Here is a 20388-nt window from a genome sequence, read left to right as displayed (position 1 = left end):
GTTAGCTGCGGATGGTCTGGATCAGCCGGTTGATGTCGGCGGCCAGATCGGTGTCGCCGCCAGCGCCAGGCGTGTCGGCAGGGTCAGGGGCAGCGCCGGGCGTACCCTTGATGGCTTTGATGCGGGCGCGCGCCTGAGTGCGCGTCATCCCGCTATTGATGAGGGTGAGTTCCATTGCGCGGACGTCGTTCGCCTCGCGGTCACTGGCCTTCGCCTTTTCGTCCACCTTCATCTGGTCGGCAGGGAGAAGGGCGTCAGCGAACCCGCGCTCGATTGCGAGCGACCCGGAAAGCCATGTTTCCACGTCCATCCACTTTACGCAGTCCTTGGAGTCCTGCCCGCTGCGCTGAGCATAGACGTCGGCCATGGCCTGGTCGAACGGAGCGAGAAAGTCCGCCACTTCGGCGAAGTCGTTGCGATTGCCGGCTGCAACCACCCAGCAATTGTGGATCATGATGAAGGACGCGGCGCCGATCTCGATCGTGTCGCCAGCCATCGCGATCACCGACGCAGCCGAGGCGGCCATGCCCATGACCTTCATCGTGATGGGCTGTGGGTGCTCGCGCAGCACGTTGTAGATGGCAAGACCTTCGAACATGTCGCCGCCGCCAGAGTTGATCTGCACCTCAACCGGACGATCGCCGATCGCGCGAAGCTGCGAGGCCACCTTTTTCGCGGTAATGCCGCCGCCGGTCCACCAGTCCTCGCCAATGATGTCAAACATCGTGATGACCGCATCGCCGGTTTCCAGCGCTGCCGGCCGAATGCCAGCCGCATCCTCGCCCCAGCGCTCCATGACGGGAAGCGGGGAGAACGCGGAGACGCGCCGGTCGGCGGGTACGGGAAGCGCGTTGGGCCGCGAGCGAGCCTGGACTTTTCCAACAACCGATCGCGGCTGCGGCGGCTTGGATGCGATATGGGGGGGCTTGCCGGGCATGGGGCAGCCATTGAGCGTCTGGATGGCGGCAGGTTTCCCCGGCGCCTGCGGGTTATCAGTCATGTAACAGGCTCCTTCGGCGGGGTAGTGGGCGAGGCGGACGGCTGCGGGATCGCATCTGGGCCGATCTCGTCTCCGGTCTTCGGATTGAGGTCGAACGCACTGCGGACCTCGTTGACTGAGCGATAAGCCTGGTTGGGGCCCAACGCGGCCTTGAAGAACTCGGCTTGGTCTTTGAGCGAGCCGCGCAGCAGCGCGCCTTCGTTGAACTTGACGTAGAGCTCGTCGGCGTCCTGCTCCGCCTGGGTGAAGCAGGAGCGTTCGACAGCCTGCTCCCACGCGACGAACCACTTCATCAGGCAGTAGGTCACGAAGAACAGGCCCAGCTGCTCGATGCCGGTGCCCCAGGCGGTCTCATCCATCATGAGCAACGGGCGGGGAACGTCCATGAATCGGGCGATGTCTTCAACGGTCCGCTTGCGCAGCTCGTCGTACTGAGCGTCGCGGGCGCTGGCGATGAAGGGCTTCGCCTTCAACCCACCCTCGAGCACCAGCCACTCGCCCGCGTTCTCGCCATCAATGGCGCGTTCCCGCATGCTCTGCTTCAGGTTCTCGATGGCCTCTTCGCCGAGGTCGTTGTCGGCTTCGAGGGCGCCGCCGGCCATGACGCCGCCCTTCAGCATCTTACCAGCCGCACGCTCGGCCTGGGCAGCTGTGCCAAGGGTCTCGCGTGCGATATCCTTCATGCTCAGGCCGGTGAGACCGTCGCGGGTCATGGGGTGGCGGAAGTGGAAAACCTGATTGGCCTGCAAGATCACGGTGCCGCCCGTGGGCCGCCGGTATTCGAAAGTCAGGATCCAGTCGTCCGACAGCTTCGGCTTGCAGGCGCCGCGCGCCAGCGGGATAATCTGGGCTACCCGTCCCCGATAATCCGGGACGATAAGTCCGTATGCATTGCCGTCCCGCAGGGCCAGCTGCTGCATGTAGCTCTTGAACTCGAAGGCGGTCTGGTAGGTGTTGGGCCGCTTCTTCAGGAGGCGATAGAGGGGATGGTCGGTCGCCTTCTCGATCTTCTCCCGGCCCTGACCGTCAACGGTCCGGCGCATCAGGAAGGTCGGCAGCATCCCAATCGCACTGGAGATCAAGTTTTCGCCACGGAAATACGTACTGTTACGCAGCGCGGTCATTTCCGTGACGGTCAGTCCTGCAGCGGCAGGTGCTCCACCGCGCATGAAATCGGCCAATAGGGCGTCGTCGAGGCCCATTCCTTCCCAAGCTTCGATCGGGCCGGTTCGATCCACCATAGCGGGACCGCCATTACGGCCGATCTGTGCTGGCGGGGCGAACTGTACGCCTGCCTGGCTGGATCGACGGTACCCCGATTGGCGACGATAATCGTCCGGCGATGCCATGCACCCTCCTGTCAGACGCGGATGATGCCTCGCGAGGCGTAAACCGACTTTTTCTTGGGCTTCGCTGCGGCGGTAGCGGCGCCGACGGCCATCGCGATCGTCACCATGCCGTCGATGCGCCCGCGCGACTTCTTCTTGTTGAACATGCGGTTGCCGATGCCATCGGCCTCGATGACCGCGTTCGCTGCGCAGCTGTAGGTCACCGGCGAGGAATCGATGACGATCTTGCCGTCAAGGATATGGTCCTCGGTGCGGGTGATCGAATGCGGCATGCAGAGCTGCCGGTCTTCGAACATAACCCGCTGACCCTGCGCATGCTTCACGAGCTTCAGCCCGCGACCTTCCGGCTTTCCCGGTCCTTCCCAGAGCCACCAATCCAAACCGACCTGGTCGCAAGCATCCGTGAACGAAGTCAGGAAAGCAGGGTCTACGACCAAGGCCTCTACTTCGTGATCTGCCACCAGCTCCTTCACCTGCTGGGCGACATAAGTGTGATCGATCGTCGCGCCGGGGGTGGCGGTCAGGTATTTGTCCTCGACCCAATCGACATATGGCGCCTTGTCGCGGTCCGCTCGCTCTTCCAGACCCTCTTTCGTGGTCCAGTACCAGGACTTCACCGCTATCAGCTCGTCGGGAAGCTCCCATGCTTGCGATAGCGCGGTAAGGTCGTTCTTCTGCGAGAGATCGAGCGAGAGCCAGGACTTCCGCCCTCGCATCGCCCGAGCATCGACGACCCCCTGTACCGCAGTCCACTTGTCCTCGCTGATCCAGAAGTCGGCCGCCGCGCTGTCGATGCCGAAATAGAGGCGCTTGACGCTGGACTTCGTCGACGGACGGAGTTTCGCGGAGTTGACCGTCTCCCGGATGTTCTCGATCGGGAATGTTTCACCGAGGGCGGGTAGCGACTTCTGCCAGCAGCTCTCGTTGTCGAGCACCGTTTCCCGATCGCTCTTGTCGATGCGGGCAATAAAGGCGAACGCTGTGTCGTCCTTGGCCTCGCCTTTGACGATCTGCTGATAGCTGTCCGAATACGAAGTGCCGACGTGCTGCGACGATCGGGCCGGGGTGTTGGTCCCGAGGAGCATCAGAGCGTTGCCGGCCACCTTGTCGATCGCTGCCTTCCAAGTCAGCAGCGCCGATTCCGACTTCAATTCGTGGATCTCGTCAGCAGCCACCAGTGACGGGCGGGGCCCCGATTGGCTTTCGCCGCTGGCAATCGGCATGAAGAACGAGCCGCTGTCGGGGTGCTCGATCTTCCAGGCGTTCTCCAACTCGCCGCGGATCAGGACTTCGCCGAGACCCTCCAGGCTCTCGCCTTCATCGCCGCCGGGAACATCTGCGCGGCACATTGCGACGGCGTCACGGAAAAGGACGTTGGCGGTCGCCTTGTCCTCGCCGATGGCATAGCACTGCGCGCGCGGAATATCGCACCAGCCCATGATATAGACGCCGATCGCGCCCATGAGCGGAGACTTTGCCTGCCCCTTTCCTGTCTCCAGCCAGCCGGTCCGGAAGCGCCAACGGTTGGTTGCGGTGCGCCAGCCGAACAGGCTGCCGCCGACAAAGGTGTGGTACTCCAGCGGGTAGAAAATTGCGGCCTTTTAAATCAATGATTTGCGCTGATTTGAGGCATTCTTGCGTCAGGCAGTAGCGCCGCTGTGTTGTTGATCTGCGTGCGCATCTCGTCGTGGCCCAGCAATGCGTGTGAGTAGATACTGAGGGTGACGCTGGCGTCGGCATGCCCCATGACGCGAGCAACATCGGTTGGCGGGATGCCGTTTTTCAGAAGCCAGCTGGCGTGGAAATGACGAAGTGCATGGAAGTGATAGACCTCCCCATCGGCATCGACGAAGCCACATCGCTTAAGAAGACCTACCCATCGCGCGCGGACGCCGGAATGATGGATCGACAAGCCATCGCGGCGGGTGAAGAGCAGTCGCGCCGGATTGTCGACGGCATGCTCCCTGATCCATTCGGTGAGCGGTTCAACCAGCCGCTCCGCTATCATGATGATCCTGACCCCCGCGACGGTCTTTGGCCCCTTCCGCTCCCCCCATGCCGTCAGGTTGTGCGCCACCCGGATCTGCCTTTGGGCTAGCAGCACATCGTCGATGGAGAGCGCCATGATCTCACCTACCCGCAGCCCCCCCAGCGCCGCCAAGCCAACGAAGCATGCAAGCATACTGGTTCCCCGCGCTTCATAGTTGCGCGGCCGCTCCCGCGAAGCTTCCAGTAGGATGGCAACCTGTTCTGGTGTGAAGGTCTTCACCTTCTCACTTCTGGGCGGCCTGATCTCCTGCATAGCGTCAGCGAATGCCGTGGTGGTAGTGTACTTGCGCGACGGTGCGCGCGCCCACTGCTCCATAACCTTGACCGCGAACATGTACCCCTTGACGGAAGAGGGCTTGAGGCCAGCCGCAGTCATCTTTCGGTACACGCGGAAAGCGTCCTCGACAGTGAGGTTTTTGAATCGGAGATGACCGATCTCCGGCAGAGCATAACGCGTGATGGCATTGCTATCTCGATCGTGATGGCTGCGACCGATGGAGCCATCCTCCAGCCGCGTGGCCAGGAAGGAGAGATACTTTGCCGCTGCGTCGGCCACTGTCAGTTGGCGGTCGACGGAGATAAGCTCACCGTCCTCGATCTCACGCTCTACCTTGCGCTTGAATGCGTCAGCGTCTTTCTTCATTGCGAACGTCTTAGCGGGGCGCTTGCCTGTCGATGGCTCCAGATATCGGACAGTCCAGGCTTCTTTCGTCACACCCTTGTGCGTCCATTTGCGCTTAGAAACGCTTGCCATAGATCCTCCATTGATAGCCCCGGCCAGCCGCCGCCAGCCGGGGCGAGTGGTTACGCAGGGATGTTCAGGTGAGGGGCGGCGAACACGTCGTCGTGCCGGACTGAGCCGCCCGCCGGGACGTAATTGAGTGCCGTGGTGTAATCGCCGCGGTCGGGAAACATCGTGTTCACGCCGTCCTCGTCGAACTGGCCGCTGGCATCCGAGATTTCGCACCCGGGCCCGCAGTGGCCAGCCCGTCGCTGTGCCGCAGGAGTCAGCTCAAAGCTGTCCTCCGAGTCGCAGGCTTCAAGGTCGCAATCGCCATCAAGGACGTCCATCGTCGCAATCAGGTAGTCGATCATCTGCCCCAGCTCTTCACGAGCTCGCTCGACGCCGAGGCGCGCGAACAGGTATTTGGGAGCCACATAATGGCTGCCCGCCTTGATCTTCATTTCAAGCATGGCTTCTCACTGGTTTCGGCCTTCGACAGCCGTGCCAGGTAACGGACCTGGCGCCGGGAGAGTCGAAGCCTGCCAGTGAGACAGGTGGAGCGTTTTTCCCTCGAAAGGGTATTGTATGTGCGCCCCACTCCCGACATAAGAGGTCGGTGAGCGGTGGACGCCAATCCACGCTCAGACGAACAGCCGCCAAGCTGTTCTGGCAGATGCGGTCCGACGCCAATCGGTCCACTACCTGCTTCACTGGTCCGGGCTTCGACACCCATCGGGCTTATTGCCTCCACAACATAAAACGCGCAACCCCCTCTCGCCAAAGAGGGGGCCTAAGCGCGTTTCTATGCAGCGTTTACGGTCGCGATCGCATCGCCGCCGCTCTGCTGCGTGACGTTGTCGAAGGACCGCTTGATCGCGGCGGTGTTGCTGGCGATGGCCGCGTTCGCGCTGTTCATGTCAGCATGCATCTGGGCTAGTTCGGCTTTCAGCTCTTTCACCGCCGCTGCCATGTCATCGTTCGCCGCTGCCGTGCTTGCGCTGTTGGCGCTCGCCGCCGTGGCGGCAGCCGCCAGCGTATCGGCTTTCGAGGTCGCGCCGCTCGTCGCGAAGGCGTTGATCGCGGCGTAGGTCGCCTCAAGGCTCGCGGCGGTCTGCGCTTTCACCCGGTCAAGCTCCTGCTTGCTGGTGGCGCTGTTGCTGGCGGCATTGAGCAGCGACTGGGACAGACCGGTCAGCGTTCCAGCCGCATCCTGATCTCCGGCGCGGGCAAGCGCGGTCGCGGCGTTGAACTGGCCAAGCAGCGCGGCGAAGCTGCCCGACCCGGTGCCGTCCGTGATTCCACGGATGCGCTTCACTTCGTCCATGATGCTGTCGCCAACCGACGTCCAAGCCTCCTTGAGCTGGGCCGCAGCGTCTGCCGCTTCCTTGGCGTCCTGAATCGCCCAGATCTGCTCCTGCAAGGCGCGGTTGCTCTGGTCGAGCTTGGCGAGTTCCAGCGCGCGGATCGCCGCCGTATTGCCCTGGGCTTCCAGCAGCTGGCGCTGAAGGTCCTCGCGCTCGCTCAGGATGTCGGCCGCGCTCTTCGCGCCGTTCAGCGCGCCCTGCAATTCCGCGAACGCGGGGGCGAGCTGGAGCAGCGTGGCATAGGTCGCCTGCCCCGCCGCCGTGGTGAGGTCCTGCGCCTCGACAAGGGCACGGAACGCGGCGAGCGAGGACGGCATGGACATGCCGAGGCTATCGAACACCTTGGAGAACTGAGCGGTCTGCGCCGCCGCCTGCTCTGCCTTCGTGTAGTAGGTGTCGAAATAGGAGCCGATGGCAGAAGAGAAGTCGCTGACGCTGTCGAACTGGTCAGCAAGCGACATCTTCAGGTCGATGCTCATGCCGCTGGCGGACGAGCCGAGCAGGTCGAGCGAGGACGTGACGCTTTCCACGGTCGAGGCCACACGCACGAGGGTTTCGAAGAGACCTTCCCCTACCGCCTGGAACTTCTCGATGCCGGGGAAGGCGGCCTTGGCCATATCGTCGGCGGCGGCGCCGAATACCGCGACCAGCTTTTCCTCGATCTCGTCTCCGGTGAGGCCCTGAAGGTCGATTTTGCCGATCTTGAGGACGAAGCCATTGAGGCGCCTCTGGATATCGTCGGTCGCCGCGCCGAGCGGACCGGCGGCAGCCAGGATCGCATCATTGAACTGGCGCAGAATGAGGGTGAACTGGTTCTCCAGCCCCGCGTCGGCGGCGGCATACTGCGTCGAGTATTTCGTGGAGGTGGTGAGGCCGAAGAACTTCTTCTTCTTCTGGATGTCGGAATAGTACGACGCGTCGAACCCACCGGCGAGTATCTCTTCCAGCGACTGCGAGCCGCCATAAAGGCCGCTGCCAACGACCTTCGTCTTCGTGCCGAACAGCGAGCCGATCAGGTTTCCGATCCCGCCGAACAGCCCTCCGATGATCGGGATGTGCTTGAGCAGGCCGCCGCCCTGGAACAGGTTCGAAAGCACCTTTCCGGTCGTGTCCGTGGCGAAGCCTTCCGAGACGTCGCCGGAGGCGTTGATGTTGCCGGTCCTGACCACGAGCGAGGCCAGGTTGCCGATTTGGCTGTCGATCGAGGACAGGGAGGCGGCCATCTGACGCGAATAGGTCAGCATGACGGTGTCGACCTCCTTCAGGGCGTCGATGGAGCGCTTGATGCTGTCGGACTTGGCCGAGGCGTCGCCCAGCACCGTGCCGGTGCCGTCGTTCGCCTTCTCCAGCGAGCTCTTGCCGCTGCCGCCGAATGAGCCGGCCACGGTGATGCCCAGGGTGGCGAGCGCCGCGACCATCGCCGCACCAGCCGCAAAGTTGAGAGGCGGGGGCAATGTGGACATGGCGTTGACAACGGCTTCCACCGCAGCCTTCGCGGTGCGCGCGGCGCTGTTCGCGATGGACGAGGCGGTTTCGATGGCGTCCTGCGCCATGGCGCGGACGGAAAGGGCGAACTCGACCGCGCGGAAGGCCTTTTCGGCCGCAGCCAAGGCCTTGTAGCCGTCGGAGCCTTCCTTGAAGAACCCCTTCGCCGCCGAGGACATATCGCCGTAGAGGCCGATCTGCGCTGTGCTGGTTGCCAGTGCGTAGCGAGCGTTCTCGCGCTGGATTTGCGCCTCGTTCTTACCAGCCGCAACAATCCGGGATTGATGCTCAGCAAGCATCCTGCTCTGATCTGCATTGAAACCGGCATAGACCGTTGCCAGGTCGCCGATTGCGCGCCCCACGCTCCCGAATGCATCCGCCATGCCCCGTCCCGCAAGTTCGACGTTCCGGGCGATCAGGTCCCACCTGTCAGCTGTCTCAGTGAGCGAGTCGTTGTAGCTGCGCTGCGCCTGGTCGTTGATGACCGCCTGCGCCGCGAGGTCGCCTTGCAGTTTGACGTACTCCGCCACCTTGGCCGGGTCGGCAGCATCCCAACGCGACGCCTCCCGCTCTGCCTGAAGGGTCGCAAGGGTTCGCGCCCGAGCCTCGTCTGTCTCTCCGATAAGCCGGAGTTCGTCCTTCATACCCGCGAGCCTGTCGCGGCTTGCTTCCAGCCCTTCATTGAGTTGGGCATTTTGGGCAGACTGTCGCAGCTCGCCGCGGGCGGCCTGCTGATCCTTCAGCGCCTGCGTCACCCGTTCGATGTCTTTGCCTTGCGCCACTTCCAATGCGGCCAGCAGGGGAAGGTCTGCAAGTCGGTCCTTCACCAACTCGGCGGCTCGCGAGGCCGGGATAAGCCCTGCCGTCACTTCGGCGTTGACCGCCTTCTGAACCGCCGCCTGCTCCCGCATTGCCAATGCACCGTGCTCCGCTTCAGCGGTTCGCTGAGCGACGACGAGACCGATTTGACGGGTCAGTGCGCTTTCGACGTCAGCTCGCTGCCGAATCGCCTGGCTTTCCGCCTTCACCCGCGCCTCGGCAACGAGCGCAGCCGCGCCAGACACCCGATAGGCGTCCGCAAGGCCGAAGAGGTTGGAGGTTTGCGCCTCGATCGCGGATGCTTCCCGCTCAAGCTGCTCAGCATGGTTCAGGTCGCGCCGACCCTCGCGCCGGGCAGCATTGGCCGCCTTTTCCGCCGTTTCCGCCGCGTTGACCGCTTTGGTAGCCGCCGTCAGGTCGGTCTGATACTTCTCCAAGGCCTTCCCGCCAGCTTTATCCGCCGCCGAGGCGCCCGCCTGGACAATCGCCAATTGCGCCCTCGCCCGTTCTAGCGGGGTGGAGGCAGTAGCAAGCGCCACCTGCCGCCCGATGGCCGCCGTGCTGCGGCCGAGCGCCGTCGCGTCGCCGCCGAGGGCGCGCAGCTCTGTCCGCAGCTTCTCGTTTTCGCGCGCGGCGATAACAGCCTGTCCCCCGATGTTGGATACGTCGATCGCCAACTTCGCCATTTCCGGGTGGGTCTTCACCAGGTTAGCCAGACCCTCCGTTAGCTTGGTGATATCGCCCCCTGCCTCTCGGATAACCTTCTGCACGCCGGAATTGTCGGCGAAAGTGACGCCGGACGTGGTCGTTCCGGGGGCGGCATTCACGGCTTTGAATTGCGCCCGCCTCGCCCGGTCGAAAGCCTCGTCTCGGCTGGCAGCGATGGCCTTTTCGTTGCTTGCGATCTGGGCCTGCCGGGTAAGCGTGGCGTTCAAAACTAGAACCCGGTTCTGCTCGACCAGCCTGCCGGTGGTTTCATCGATGTAGCTGGCGATATCGTTCTGACGGTCTTGGAACTTCTTAAGGCCATCCGCAGCCTTCTGCGAGGCCTCGCTGCTCTGAAAGAGCTTGTCCGCGAAACCAGCAAGCAGGGTAATGCCGAGGGTGATTGCGATACCCCAGCCGCCATTGAGGAAGCGACCCACCGATCCCAGCTTGCCCTCAAACCCGGATAGGGCGCCCGCTGCCTGGGGCGCCTGCATTGCGAAGGCTCGCAGCGCGGACGTCCCCCCCACGACCTGGACGGCGAAATCCTGCACCTGGAACCCAAAGTTCTGAGTTGCGGCGCGAGCGGCGTTTGAAGTGCCGGGGAGGCCCCGCGCGCTCGCCTCCATTCGGTTGATCTCAGTGCTGGCCGCACGAAGGCGCGTGGCCAGCTCGGTCAGACCGCGCTCCTCTGCCTCGACCGCCCGAAGCTCCGCGCGCATTTCGCGGATTTCGCTGGTGGATTTGCCGAAGGCCTCGATCTGGCGCTCCAACTGGCGCACCATTCCTTCACCTGCCTTTTCGACCTTGGCGGTAGCTCGCTCTGCGTTTGCGAGCTCCCGGGACGCGGCACTACCGAAGGCCTTCACTTCGAGGGTGGCGCCGCTTAGGGACAACGCCCCTCGCGACGCCTGTTCGAGGCGCTCGAACTCCCTTACGGCCTGCGCGGCGGTCACCCCGATGACGTCATCAAGCGACTTGAGCTGGCCGAACGAGTCGAAGAAGTCGATCTCAAAGCCAACGCCGAGAGTTGCGCCATCATCATCCATCGGGGAGCCTCCTTTCGCCGCCGCTTAGTTTGCTGCGATCCGCAACAGGCGGATCGCGTTCGGATCGAGCACTCCGCCACCGACGCGCTTGGTCATGTAGAACAGCACGAACGGTTTGTTCGTGAAGGGGTCGCGGAGCGTTCGGGTACCGGTGCGGTCATTGATGACGTATCCGGCCTTGAAGTCACCGAAAGCGATAGCGAGGTTACCAGCCGTGGCCTGTGGCATCCCCTCATCGATCTCGACAGGACGGCCCAGCAGCGTCGACGGCTGGCCCGCGATGAGGCTTTCCCGCCAGATCAGGTTACCGTCAGCATCCTTCAGCTTGGTGATTGTCGCGGCGGTCATGCTGTTCATCACCCAAACCGCATTCTGGCGATACGGCGCCGGCAGCTTGTACATGAAGTCGATCAAGCCATCCACGGTCACGCCGTTCGCCGCACCGCTGAGGTCGACCTGGATTGCCCCGCCGGGGTGGCGGTCAGCATTCGCTGCTCCGGTCGCATATGTCAGGTAGCCATATGGCTTGTTGACGCCGTCGCCGGAGAGGAAGGCGATGCCCTCCTGCTTGTTGAACTGGCGATCGATGCTCGACACAAGCCAGTTCACGATATCGAATGCAGCGTCATCGAGCAGGCGCTGAGTGATTGCTGCATTCGCGTATATCTCGCCGTGCCCGAACAGCAGGCTGGCCAACTGCGGGGTTGCCGTGCTCGGACGCGCGGCCGTTTCGCCGACCCAGCCGGAACCCCATTCGTCATTGTTCCAGATAGTCGAGTAAGCGCCCACCCCGGTGCTTTGAACCGTGGCTATGCGGCGCATCGGGCTAGTGGCGGCCTGCGCCTGCTGAATCCGGCGATCCCACTCGGTCGGAGCAAGATAGCCGCCGTTTTCATCGCTGCCCGAGGACATCGATGCCTGAATCTGCGAACGAGCGCCCTCCCGCTGCGCGGCCTGCAACTCCGCTTCTCCGCCGCCAGTGCGAACGAAGCTAGCGAACAGCGCGGAGTATTCGGGGTCATCGGGCCGAGCAGCACTGCCCCCGCCGTTCAAACCGAATGCCGCAATGCTGGTTGCCTGGGCGTTGAGAGCGGCCTCGATCACGCTCAAGCGATCATCGTTGTTGCCACGGAACTCGGTGAAAGCTGCGTTGATCTGTCGGATCAGGGTGGAGGTATCGGAATTCGCGGCGATCCGCGAGATTACAGCGCGGGGGACCCGGACGGGCAGTTTCGTTGCGTGGCTCACAGGCGCACTCCTTCGATGTGGAACATTGGTGGTGTGGTCCGGAAATCGGCGCCAAGGAGGGGCCGACCGGCAGATATCGCATTGCTCAGCAGCGCCGGGCGTACTGATGCGATGTCGCCCCGCTATGTCCGGCGGGTTCGGGTGAGGCAGCGCCTGGCGTACCTGCGGAACATAATATGAACTTACGGTCGCGGCGTGTCAATTACGCTTGGCGATCAGGATGATATCGAACGACAACAGTTCGCGAGCTACTTCTCGCCTGATGGAACGAGACAGGGACCCGTGGAGGGCATCCTCGATTTGCGCTTTGGTCATTGGCCGGGTGATTTCGTCGAGGGCGGCCAGCGCAGCCTTGCGCGCGCCGGGCGGTAATGCCGCCAGTTTGCGAGCAGCGCTCACCGCTGGCTCGCAGCAAGGATTTGGCGCTCGACAACATCAAGGGTCGTTCGCATCCATTCGATGCCAGCAATTCTAGACGCGATCTGCGCTTGAGGGCATTCGGCCGCTTGCTCCGTGAGCGGCGCAACCACCACACTTGCGAGGTCCTGCGTTGCATGGATCGCGGCGATGAGCACATCGACTGGCTCGATCCCTTTGTCGACCAGCTGTCGGAAAAGCTTGTGGTGGAGCCTCTGCGCCATTTCAATAACCGGCTTAACGCGGTTGTATTCTTCTTCTGTCATGTCGATTCCTTGGGGTTACGCCGCGCGCGGCGGCACGGAGAACAGAGAGGGGGGCGAGGACGTCGGCCAGCGCCCAAGACGGAGACTGGCTTCTTGCAGGCAACGCAGTCGAAAAGGTGGTCCGGGGAACGGCGCGGTGCGGGGCCGGTCACTGATCGTTGCCGCAAGCGGCGCCGATGCTCTTGGGCGAGCTCGCGGCATCGCGGCGAACAATAAACCTGCCATTCCGAGGCGCCGAGGAATGGCGTTTCGCACCGCAGACAGAGCGGTGAGGGCATAAGCAATCTCCTTGTGCAGAATTGCGGAAAGGGTGGGGGGTAAAACGCCCATCTCGGTGCGCACGAAGGGCCGATACCGGTCTAGGGGCAGGCCGCCGTCGACTTTCGCCGCCGGGGGTGGGTCGTTCAGGCTTCCGCGCCGGAACCTGAATGGCCGGTCGGTCTCGCCCACGGGCTGGGGAAGCCGTTGCCGCGGGGCGTGTAGCTGCCGTCGTCGTGCCGCCAGAGCAGGCTTCGGGTCTCGCCCACCGCTTTCCATTGCTCCGGGAGTGCATCGATCTCGGCCTGCGGTACGACGCCCTTGGCCAACCGATCCATGACCTCATCGAACTGCGCCTGTCGCTCCAAGCGGCGCGTCGTCTGCTCGTTGGCGCACCTGTCCCTCGCGAGGTCGCGGATGCGGCTGTGGACGTCATTCCGTTCCCAATCTTTCAGCATGGCCTTGCACTCGTTGATGGTGGGAAACCACTGGCAGTCGCTAAGCGCCCGCTCGGTCATGTAGTTGATCGCGTCCTGCGGCTGGTTCCCCAGCATCCGCCGATAGGCAGACGTCGCGAGGTCGCCGCTCAGCTCATCGGCGCTTCGCCGTGGCAGCGCCGCCTGCATGATACGAATGCACTTGAGGAAATGCGCCTCGCCGCTTGGAGCGAGATCAGGGAGCGGGGAGGAAGCCAGCCTCTCCACCATCGCCAACTGCTGATCGTCCAGCCGCTTCGGCAGCCTCTCGACGTTCAGCCTCAGCAATTCGTCTGTCGAGAGCGGTGGCAAGTCCGTCCCGCTTGTCGCGGCTGGCAGCCGGACCACCTCGGAAATTCGCCTCACGTTGTCCATTTCGTCCATCCTCGTCGGCTTTGAGCACCCAATTCCGCCAAGCGGCCTGCCAATCATTCTTCCGGCTGTTGGCTCCGGAGGCGCTGGCGGCCCAGTTGCGGAACCTCTCCAGTTCGCGATCCAGCGCGCCGGGCGGCCAGCGGTCAGCGCATTCGGCAGACACGCCGGTCAGCGGCTTAGGCTCCCAATCGGCTGGCAAGCGGGTCGCCTCGCGCGCGTGGTGTTTGTTTACCGGGGGTATGGGTGTGGGGGTGTTGGTTGGGGGTTTGGGGGAAGGAAGAGGGGGAGAGGGAAAGGGGGTTTCCTCTCCGGTAACGCTCGGTAACTCCGGTAACGCGTTACCCCCGTTACCGTCCGTTACTTCAGCTTCGGCGCGACGCCGCGCCTTGAAGCGCCGCTGCCGGGATGCATTGCCCTCTCTCTTCGCCTCGATGCGCTCTTCGCTGGCCGCTTGGTCCGCCTTGACGGCGGCCACGATCATCTCAGCCGTGGCCCCAGCCGCAAGGAGCGCGTCCAGAACTTCGGGGCGGATCGCCATGACTCCGCCTCAGGCCTCGCCGCTCTTGCCAGCGTGCGCCGCGCGCTCCTGGGCGGCGAAGTGCTTCGCGAGAGTGGACTTGCGAGCGTAGACCGTGCGCCCCGACCCCAGGCGGAAAGTCGGGAGCTCTCCTACCGCGTCGCGGTGCTTCGCCTGCCGGATCGTCCAGCCGAGGTGGTTCGCAATTTCCTCGTGACCCGTCAGAAGGTCAACGTCTCTTGCGTCTTTCATGCGTCACTCCATGCGTCACGGCCCCGCCGAGCCGGTCTGAACTTTGGCGGATTTCTGCGGTTCTTGGCGTCCCGCGTTGTACGTCGGGGACGCCAAGAAAATTGTGGCTGAGGTCGCTAAAAAATGGCGGATTTCTGCGGTTTTTTTGGCGAAATTTCGCACCTGCGCCATTCCAGCGGGTAGAACGGCTCACCCGCCGCGGGCCCATCCGTCACCTGGAACACCGACGGAAGGAAATTCAGGAAGTGTGCGGCCGCGTCGGGCCGCCAGAAAATGCCGCGCCGCTCGCCGTCGCGGATGTCGCGCAGGTGCCGCTCGGCTGCGTGGCGAACGAGCTCGCCGCACGTGAACAGCTTCCCTTCGACTGCCGCCTTCGCCCATGCCGTCGTCGGATCCGGGTCCGACAGGAAGCGGTTAGCCACGGTTCTTCAGGTAACCCCCGCCGGTCTGACGGCGAGCCTTTCGTTCCACCTTCGCGCCCGCGCCGCGTTCGCGCGGGCTTAGGCACAATGACTTTTCGAGAGCTGCCGCCTGACTGTCGGCGTTGCTCATTGTCGTCCACCAAGGGTTGTACGTCGGGACGCCGGTCCGCTTGGCCTTCATCACCGGGCCGGACTTCAGAACCTCGCGGGCGCTGATGTCGTAGGTGACATAGGCGACAACCAGGCGCTTGATCGAATGGGCGTTGGCAACGGCCAGCTTTTCCGCCGATCGAAGCTCGCTGACGATGCCTTTCCAGTAGGCCGAGGCAGCTTCTCGATCTGCGGCGCGACCGAAGATGCTGCGCCAGTTCGGCTCGGGCGGGACGCCATCGCCGCCATCAAGCTCGATGACGTTGGTCATAGGGGCCTCGCTGGACAGACGGCCGAAACCCTCCCCCCTCAAAAACTACTCTCGGCGCACATGCAGGGCCGTGTCCGGTCTAGGGGCAGGGCGGCTCAGACTTTCGACCCCGGGGGTGGGTTGTTCAGGTAGGTGTGTTTGCGGATGAACGGCGAGCCGCCGCGCGGCGTTGCTGACGTGTGACCCTGCCCGGCGGCACGGCACGGCTGGCGTTGCCGGGCAGCAGGCCACGATAGGAGCGGTCGGCCCTGCCGTAGAGGAACTCAATTACGTTGGCGGTCAGGCAGCCCCACATCAGGCCCTCCTGTTCCACGGGTGCGAGGGATCGAGCGGCCTGCCATCCCGCCCTGAGCCAGCCACGAAGCCGCTTCGCTCTTCGCGCTGGATCTCACCGTCGTGGCAGGGTTTGCAGACAGGTTCCCAGTTCTTGCGGTCCCAGAAGAGCTTGCTGTCGCCCTTGTGCGGGATGCGGTGGTTGACGACAGTGGCCGGGATCTCGCGGCCCCGAGCTGAGCACCGGCAGCATGTGGGATTGGCGGCGAGGAAGGAGAGCCGGGCTTTCTGCCACTTGCCCCCGTATCCTCGTTCATTCGAGGTGCGCTTGTCGTGGCGCCAACTGGGCGATGACTGCTGGGTCATGCGGCGGCGCCCCGATGCAGAAACGCCCGCAGTGGTGAGCTGCGGGCGCAATTCTGATTACGATTTACGCTAGAGAACAGATCATGAACTTAAAGTCAAGCGCGATCGCAGATTATTCGCTGGCGGCCGCCTTGCCTTGCTCATACCCATAGTCATAAGCCGACTGGCGGTGCGGTATCTGCACCATTGATGGAACAGGTGGCATCACTTGGCCTTGCACCGAGCGATAACCGTCATTCCAGCCTTGCACGTATTCCGCTCGTTCACTCATGCCGCATCCTCGTAATTGGCCACCAAGATCCTGCCTTTCTTCCTTGGAGGCGAAAGGATGTCGAGCGCATTGATCGCCGCGTCCAGCAGTACCCGATCAAATGGGTCGTGGCCGCCGGCCAGCATCCGATCGAGCCAGGCGGGGCCATGGTCAGTATGGTGGATGGTAATGAGCTGGTCGAAGTATGGGCGGCATCCAGCAGCATCGAGCGCGGCCATTTTGTCGAACAGCCATTCCTGATCACTCACCTCTCTGTCGATCATGTCGGCGTCGGCCGGTGCTACAGCACAACCCCGCGGCGACCTGTCGAGCGCGCAACGATACGTCTCGCCGCCGATGATCCGGTTGTAGACGCGGGCGAACCGCTTTCCAGCTTGGTACCGCTCCAGCGCTATGTCTGTTTCCTCGGCGAGCAGCCCTGCTGCAAACGCGCGGCCAAGCGCGGTGCTGTAGTGCGTTCCGTACTTTTCGCGGCGCACCTGAACCCACTCCGAGCCCCTGTCGAAAGTTCCCTCATGCATGCGGCGGCCGTTCGGGTGGCGCTTCCCTGCCTTGCTCGGCCTTCCCTTGCGGGCCATTATTATTCCCCTACTGGATACATTCGATGTGAGCGCCTGCGATGGGCGCCCGAAGGCTGTAGGCTCCGTTGGCGTGCCGCCTCAGGTAGCCGCGCGTCTCCCCGATCTGCTTCCAGTAATCAGGGAGGGCGTCGATCTCGGCCTGGTCGCTTTCGCCGCGGGACAGCTTGCCCATGACGTCGTCGAACTTGGCCTGGCGCTCGCGCTGCGCCGCCATTTCCACCCGGCGCTGTTCCCGCGCGGCTGGGGTCAGGCTGGGGATTTCCGCTGGAGTGGGGCGAGCGGCGCGCTTCCGGCCGCGGCCAGCGCTCATCCGGTGGCCGTTCAGCACCCAAGCCGTCCACGTCTCCTGCCAGTCGGCGCTCTGGGTGGCCTTGGAGCGGTGGTGGGCGCGGAAGTGCTGGACCGTGGCGGCGAGCTCACCAGCCGGGAAGGCATCGACCACCTCGCGGCCCTTGGAGCCGACCGGGAGTTCGGCAGGCGTCCAATCATCCGGAATCAAGCCAGCGCACGCGCCTTGTGTTTGTTTTAAAGGTTCAAGGGGGGTTTGTGTAAAGCTGCTTGACGGGTGGGGTAAAGGAGCTTGACGGGTGGCGTAAAGCTGTTTGACGGGTAAAGCTGCTTTACGGGTCGATGCTTCCATTTGGTCTTTCTCGTGGCACGGAACCAGAGGAAGGGACCGAAGCGCCTGGACGTTGATCAGGTACTCGACCGTATACCCATTCTCGCACGCACGTTGCCCGCACTCGCCGATAAGGCCGTCTTCAATCAGGCTTTTGATGGTCGTGATGATCGTCTGCCGCGTGGTGCCGATTTCCTCCGCCATGCGCTGCTTCGACGCCCAGATCCCCGATCCGTCGTCGCTGGCCTTGTCGGCCATGAGGCGCATCACGGCGGTGCGGGCCATGCTGCCCACCTGCCGCTTGTCGACCTCGGACGTCAGATGATTGCTCATGCGGGCACCTCCCCGTCCCGAGGGGCGGTGGTCGAGATCCGGAAGTCCGAAAAGCGAACTTCGACCCGCCCAGGAGGGGCAGGATCCTCGAACAGGTACAGCGGCCGAAACCGTCTATCATCAATGCGGAGAGCGTCGGCGATACCGTCGCGCATGTGCTTGAAGGCTCCGATCATGCCGTCATCGTCGCGGTGCCGGCGATCGGGTGGATAGAAGCTGATCTGCACGTTGATCTTCTCGTCGCCCTCTACCACCAGTCGCCGAGCAGCGGGGCGGAGCGCCCTCAAGGTGTGCGCCCAGCCGCAATCGCGGTCCGCGCGAGCTGCCGGCTGGTATTTGCGCCAATGGTTGCGGCGCTTGGCGTTCGGGGTGAGGCGCAGATCCGGCCAAGGGAGAACGATCAGCATGCGCGGGCCGCCAGCAGCATATCCAGCTCGGCCGGGGAGCGTGCAAACTTCGTCGCGCAAGGCGCTGCCGCCATCCACGCGTTGACGTAAACCGGGTCTTGCATGCCGACGGCAAAGAACGCTTTCACGGAATGGACCATGGTGGCGTGGTCTCGCCCCCCGAGGAAGCGACCCGTGGCCGGATAGCTGTTCCCCCTGGCGCGCAGAACCGCCACGACGAATTGTCGCGCCCGAACGGACACGGCCTTGCGGCTGGTGCCGAGAATCTCGGCAGGCGAGGAGCCGACACGCTCGGCGCAGTCGCGAATCACTTCGTCGGTGGTCAGTGGGCGCTGACGGGTAGGCTTCTCGCCCGGCTCAAGCGCTTCGACGACTTCCACCACAGGATCGGGTTCGATCTCCAGATCCGCAGCGTCACTCCCGTTGAGATGGCCGCCATGGACCAGCCGCGCCGCGATGGTGGCGCACAGGTCATCGACCTCGCTCCCTGGCACGATCTCGACCACCGGCGCGCGGCTGGTGCGAGCAGCTTCGGTTTCGGCGACGTGCAGGGCCCGCCAGTTGCAGATCTGTTCCTTGGTCGGCGACCTGCCGAACCGGTTCATCGTGTGAGCGCGCACCGTGGAGGCGTCGGCTATGTAGGTGACGAGGCGCTTTGCGTAGGCGCGCGCATCGCTGGGCTCTCGGTCAGGAAAGCCGGACGTGCCGAACCACTCGATTCGCGGTCCATAGGTTGCTCGGTAAGCTGTTGCCATGTCGGTTACTCAAAGGAGCATCATCTGCGGATCGGGATTGCTCCTGATCCAGTCGGCGCGGGCATCGAGGGCCCGCCGTAAGGCTTCGGTCGCTGCGGTCTTCTCGGTCTGAGCGATCGTCAGTTTGGTATCGGCGCGGCGGTCTCGCTCTTCAGCCAGGGACACGAGCGTCTCCAGCCGCGCGAGGTCCGGCGGCGCCGGGGTGATCCCGGCGATGATCGCTGCGTGATCAAGCGGCATCGGAAATGCCGCGCAGCGTGGCGACGTGCCGGTCCAGCCTTTCGTCTTCGCAGTCGGAGAGATCGCGGCCAGCCGGACTGTTCGGCCGGTGTGCCTCGCCCTTGATGCGCAGAAACTCGATGCACCATGCCTCCAGGGCGTCGTGATCGATGCCCTCCGGGACCGACACGATCATGTTCCCGTCCGGAAGGAGCAGGGACAGGAGATCGTTCGGCACGTGCTCGCAGAGCATGTAGATCGCCGAGACGGGCATCTGGGCCGGTTCGGCGGCGCCGTCCGGGTTCGGGAAGTAGGAGAGCAGGGTGGAATACCCGATGCCGCTGTCCATGCTGAGCGCCTTGAGCGAGATATTCCGCTGGTCGAGCTGACGGCGGATGGTCTGCTGACGCTCGCGCATGGCGCGGACGATGTTGGAATTGTCAGCCATGATCGTGCTGCACCTGCGAAGTAGGGTTGCCCCCATGAGGAACACGGGGATTGAATGGCGGCGTGACGGTCCAGCCGCGCTGGGTCAGCTCGGCGACCAGGTCGCGATCGCTCGCGCGGGCGACTGGGTCATTCGGATCGACGATCTGGATGGCGCGCGCGTGGAACTTGAGGCGGCGGATCACGCCGCGCTGCTCCAGGCGCGTGAGCATGTTGTGGACGTTGCTGGTGCTGCTGAGATCAAGCCCGCGCGCCATCTCCTTCACGGACGGGGCGAGCCCGTCGTTCTCGGCCATGTACTTCCGGATGAAGTCGAGCAGGGCGCGTTGACGTTTCGTAATCGCGATCATGGGCGGTTCTCCCAGACGAACCCCCGGCGCGTGGCGCGCACGGGGGTCTGGTCACCGAACAGGCGGCGGAGGGCGGCGACGTGATTGGCGAGCGTCTGCGGGGTGAGGCCCGGCAGGGCATGATGGGTGACCGGCTCACCGTTGGCGTAGGCGATCGCGTACAGGACGCGCGCGAGGTATCGGGGCAGGGCGAGCTGCTCACCGTCGCGATAGACGATGGCAGGGCCTACCCACCACATACCGCGCCTGACGGCAGCGCCCTCGGCGATGTTACCGGCGCAGTGAGGACAGCGGGCGCTCATGCGGCGTCACGCCGGACGAGCTCATTGAGGTTTTCGGGGAGCGGCTTGCCAATCGACTTACCAATGAGGCGCAAATGCGCCATCCGCGACTTGGGAATCCCGATCGAGCGCCAGCTGTGGACGGTCGAGACGGGGGCTTCGATCAGCTTCGCGACGGCAGAGGTGCCCCCGAGATGATCCAACACGGCGTTCGCTACGATGCTCATGTGCCCATTCTGCGATATTCGCAGACAGAGTTCAAGGGCAAAGTCTGCGACATTAGCAGTTGC

Annotated in this window: 24 protein-coding genes; all 24 read right to left on the bottom strand. The window is 63.8% G+C overall.

All coding sequences use genetic code 11. The annotated features are described in order from the left end of the window. Position 1: 1 nt before the first annotated feature. The 24 genes from AC4D6D_RS01020 to AC4D6D_RS00905 all read right to left on the bottom strand — a co-directional run bounded on the left by AC4D6D_RS01020 (position 2) and on the right by AC4D6D_RS00905 (position 20325). A complete protein-coding gene (locus AC4D6D_RS01020; RefSeq protein WP_491326144.1) occupies positions 2–1000 on the bottom strand; it encodes a head maturation protease, ClpP-related in 999 nt (332 codons plus the stop codon). Then, positions 997–2349 carry a phage portal protein gene (locus AC4D6D_RS01015; protein WP_491326143.1) on the bottom strand — a complete coding sequence of 451 codons (1353 nt, stop codon included), beginning with the start codon at positions 2347–2349 and terminating at the stop codon, positions 997–999. The genes AC4D6D_RS01020 and AC4D6D_RS01015 overlap by 4 nt, the downstream gene beginning before the upstream one ends. Positions 2350–2360: 11 nt before the next feature. Beyond that, a complete protein-coding gene (locus AC4D6D_RS01010) occupies positions 2361–3899 on the bottom strand; it encodes a terminase TerL endonuclease subunit (protein WP_491327264.1) in 1539 nt (512 codons plus the stop codon). Positions 3900–3955: 56 nt separating this feature from the next. After that, complete coding sequence (locus AC4D6D_RS01005; RefSeq protein ID WP_491326142.1) at positions 3956–5152, bottom strand: tyrosine-type recombinase/integrase; 1197 nt, start codon at positions 5150–5152, stop codon at positions 3956–3958. Between the two features lie 50 nt (positions 5153–5202). Then, entirely contained in the window at positions 5203–5583 is a 381-nt protein-coding gene (locus AC4D6D_RS01000) for a hypothetical protein (RefSeq protein ID WP_491326141.1), read from the bottom strand. A 341-nt stretch (positions 5584–5924) separates the two neighbouring features. Then, positions 5925–10544 carry a hypothetical protein gene (locus AC4D6D_RS00995; RefSeq protein ID WP_491326140.1) on the bottom strand — a complete coding sequence of 1540 codons (4620 nt, stop codon included), beginning with the start codon at positions 10542–10544 and terminating at the stop codon, positions 5925–5927. A gap of 24 nt (positions 10545–10568) precedes the next feature. Beyond that, positions 10569–11792 (bottom strand): phage major capsid protein, encoded by a 1224-nt coding sequence (locus AC4D6D_RS00990; RefSeq protein WP_491326139.1) that lies wholly within the window; start codon positions 11790–11792, stop codon positions 10569–10571. A 198-nt stretch (positions 11793–11990) separates the two neighbouring features. After that, positions 11991–12191, bottom strand: coding sequence for a hypothetical protein (locus AC4D6D_RS00985; protein WP_491326138.1), 201 nt, complete (start codon positions 12189–12191; stop codon positions 11991–11993). Continuing rightward, complete coding sequence (locus AC4D6D_RS00980; RefSeq protein WP_491326137.1) at positions 12188–12475, bottom strand: hypothetical protein; 288 nt, start codon at positions 12473–12475, stop codon at positions 12188–12190. The genes AC4D6D_RS00985 and AC4D6D_RS00980 overlap by 4 nt, the downstream gene beginning before the upstream one ends. A 404-nt stretch (positions 12476–12879) precedes the next feature. Next, positions 12880–13593, bottom strand: coding sequence for a hypothetical protein (locus tag AC4D6D_RS00975; protein ID WP_491326136.1), 714 nt, complete (start codon positions 13591–13593; stop codon positions 12880–12882). A gap of 538 nt (positions 13594–14131) precedes the next feature. After that, on the bottom strand, positions 14132–14353 hold the full coding sequence (locus AC4D6D_RS00970; protein ID WP_491326135.1) for a hypothetical protein: 222 nt from the start codon (positions 14351–14353) through the stop codon (positions 14132–14134). 116 nt (positions 14354–14469) lie between these two features. Then, positions 14470–14775, bottom strand: coding sequence for a hypothetical protein (locus tag AC4D6D_RS00965; protein WP_491326134.1), 306 nt, complete (start codon positions 14773–14775; stop codon positions 14470–14472). Then, positions 14768–15196, bottom strand: a complete 429-nt coding sequence (locus AC4D6D_RS00960) for a P27 family phage terminase small subunit (protein WP_491326133.1) — start codon at positions 15194–15196, stop codon at positions 14768–14770. The genes AC4D6D_RS00965 and AC4D6D_RS00960 overlap by 8 nt, the downstream gene beginning before the upstream one ends. Positions 15197–15490: 294 nt before the next feature. Beyond that, positions 15491–15835 (bottom strand): HNH endonuclease signature motif containing protein, encoded by a 345-nt coding sequence (locus AC4D6D_RS00955; protein WP_491326132.1) that lies wholly within the window; start codon positions 15833–15835, stop codon positions 15491–15493. Positions 15836–15947: 112 nt separating this feature from the next. Further along, positions 15948–16106, bottom strand: a complete 159-nt coding sequence (locus AC4D6D_RS00950) for a hypothetical protein (protein WP_491326131.1) — start codon at positions 16104–16106, stop codon at positions 15948–15950. After that, the gene (locus AC4D6D_RS00945; RefSeq protein ID WP_491326130.1) at positions 16103–16684 is read right to left on the bottom strand and encodes a hypothetical protein; all 582 of its coding nucleotides are present in this window, start codon (positions 16682–16684) and stop codon (positions 16103–16105) included. Before AC4D6D_RS00945 ends, AC4D6D_RS00950 begins: the two co-directional genes overlap by 4 nt. 10 nt (positions 16685–16694) lie before the next feature. Next, complete coding sequence (locus AC4D6D_RS00940) at positions 16695–17639, bottom strand: helix-turn-helix domain-containing protein (RefSeq protein ID WP_491326129.1); 945 nt, start codon at positions 17637–17639, stop codon at positions 16695–16697. Continuing rightward, positions 17636–18046 carry a hypothetical protein gene (locus AC4D6D_RS00935; RefSeq protein WP_491326128.1) on the bottom strand — a complete coding sequence of 137 codons (411 nt, stop codon included), beginning with the start codon at positions 18044–18046 and terminating at the stop codon, positions 17636–17638. Before AC4D6D_RS00935 ends, AC4D6D_RS00940 begins: the two co-directional genes overlap by 4 nt. Beyond that, on the bottom strand, positions 18040–18801 hold the full coding sequence (locus tag AC4D6D_RS00930) for a helix-turn-helix domain-containing protein (RefSeq protein WP_491326127.1): 762 nt from the start codon (positions 18799–18801) through the stop codon (positions 18040–18042). The genes AC4D6D_RS00935 and AC4D6D_RS00930 overlap by 7 nt, the downstream gene beginning before the upstream one ends. Positions 18802–18810: 9 nt before the next feature. Then, positions 18811–19041: a hypothetical protein gene (locus AC4D6D_RS00925; RefSeq protein ID WP_491326126.1), complete on the bottom strand. Its 231-nt coding sequence runs from the start codon at positions 19039–19041 to the stop codon at positions 18811–18813. Continuing rightward, positions 19031–19468: a hypothetical protein gene (locus AC4D6D_RS00920; RefSeq protein ID WP_491326125.1), complete on the bottom strand. Its 438-nt coding sequence runs from the start codon at positions 19466–19468 to the stop codon at positions 19031–19033. Before AC4D6D_RS00920 ends, AC4D6D_RS00925 begins: the two co-directional genes overlap by 11 nt. Next, positions 19461–19817 (bottom strand): LexA family protein, encoded by a 357-nt coding sequence (locus tag AC4D6D_RS00915; protein ID WP_491326124.1) that lies wholly within the window; start codon positions 19815–19817, stop codon positions 19461–19463. Before AC4D6D_RS00915 ends, AC4D6D_RS00920 begins: the two co-directional genes overlap by 8 nt. Beyond that, a complete protein-coding gene (locus tag AC4D6D_RS00910) occupies positions 19814–20056 on the bottom strand; it encodes a hypothetical protein (RefSeq protein ID WP_491326123.1) in 243 nt (80 codons plus the stop codon). The genes AC4D6D_RS00915 and AC4D6D_RS00910 overlap by 4 nt, the downstream gene beginning before the upstream one ends. A 59-nt stretch (positions 20057–20115) precedes the next feature. Further along, positions 20116–20325: a hypothetical protein gene (locus AC4D6D_RS00905; protein ID WP_491326122.1), complete on the bottom strand. Its 210-nt coding sequence runs from the start codon at positions 20323–20325 to the stop codon at positions 20116–20118. Positions 20326–20388 lie beyond the last annotated feature (63 nt).

This window comes from Novosphingobium sp. BF6, assembly GCF_058273105.1.
Note: the sequence above shows the minus strand (reverse complement) of the source record. Positions and strands in the feature narration are given on the sequence as shown.

Bases quoted from the DNA above. Each gene is read 5' to 3' on its own strand.
- AC4D6D_RS01020 (WP_491326144.1), bottom strand. From the start codon at position 1,000: ATGACTGATAACCCGCAGGCGCCGGGGAAACCTGCCGCCATCCAGACG.
- AC4D6D_RS01015 (WP_491326143.1), bottom strand. From the start codon at position 2,349: ATGGCATCGCCGGACGATTATCGTCGCCAATCGGGGTACCGTCGATCC.
- AC4D6D_RS01005 (WP_491326142.1), bottom strand. From the start codon at position 5,152: ATGGCAAGCGTTTCTAAGCGCAAATGGACGCACAAGGGTGTGACGAAA.
- AC4D6D_RS01000 (WP_491326141.1), bottom strand. From the start codon at position 5,583: ATGAAGATCAAGGCGGGCAGCCATTATGTGGCTCCCAAATACCTGTTC.
- AC4D6D_RS00995 (WP_491326140.1), bottom strand. From the start codon at position 10,544: ATGGATGATGATGGCGCAACTCTCGGCGTTGGCTTTGAGATCGACTTC.
- AC4D6D_RS00980 (WP_491326137.1), bottom strand. From the start codon at position 12,475: ATGACAGAAGAAGAATACAACCGCGTTAAGCCGGTTATTGAAATGGCG.
- AC4D6D_RS00975 (WP_491326136.1), bottom strand. From the start codon at position 13,593: ATGGACGAAATGGACAACGTGAGGCGAATTTCCGAGGTGGTCCGGCTG.
- AC4D6D_RS00970 (WP_491326135.1), bottom strand. From the start codon at position 14,353: ATGAAAGACGCAAGAGACGTTGACCTTCTGACGGGTCACGAGGAAATT.
- AC4D6D_RS00960 (WP_491326133.1), bottom strand. From the start codon at position 15,196: ATGACCAACGTCATCGAGCTTGATGGCGGCGATGGCGTCCCGCCCGAG.
- AC4D6D_RS00955 (WP_491326132.1), bottom strand. From the start codon at position 15,835: ATGACCCAGCAGTCATCGCCCAGTTGGCGCCACGACAAGCGCACCTCG.
- AC4D6D_RS00950 (WP_491326131.1), bottom strand. From the start codon at position 16,106: ATGAGTGAACGAGCGGAATACGTGCAAGGCTGGAATGACGGTTATCGC.
- AC4D6D_RS00945 (WP_491326130.1), bottom strand. From the start codon at position 16,684: ATGGCCCGCAAGGGAAGGCCGAGCAAGGCAGGGAAGCGCCACCCGAAC.
- AC4D6D_RS00940 (WP_491326129.1), bottom strand. From the start codon at position 17,639: ATGAGCAATCATCTGACGTCCGAGGTCGACAAGCGGCAGGTGGGCAGC.
- AC4D6D_RS00935 (WP_491326128.1), bottom strand. From the start codon at position 18,046: ATGCTGATCGTTCTCCCTTGGCCGGATCTGCGCCTCACCCCGAACGCC.
- AC4D6D_RS00930 (WP_491326127.1), bottom strand. From the start codon at position 18,801: ATGGCAACAGCTTACCGAGCAACCTATGGACCGCGAATCGAGTGGTTC.
- AC4D6D_RS00925 (WP_491326126.1), bottom strand. From the start codon at position 19,041: ATGCCGCTTGATCACGCAGCGATCATCGCCGGGATCACCCCGGCGCCG.
- AC4D6D_RS00920 (WP_491326125.1), bottom strand. From the start codon at position 19,468: ATGGCTGACAATTCCAACATCGTCCGCGCCATGCGCGAGCGTCAGCAG.
- AC4D6D_RS00915 (WP_491326124.1), bottom strand. From the start codon at position 19,817: ATGATCGCGATTACGAAACGTCAACGCGCCCTGCTCGACTTCATCCGG.
- AC4D6D_RS00910 (WP_491326123.1), bottom strand. From the start codon at position 20,056: ATGTGGTGGGTAGGCCCTGCCATCGTCTATCGCGACGGTGAGCAGCTC.
- AC4D6D_RS00905 (WP_491326122.1), bottom strand. From the start codon at position 20,325: ATGAGCATCGTAGCGAACGCCGTGTTGGATCATCTCGGGGGCACCTCT.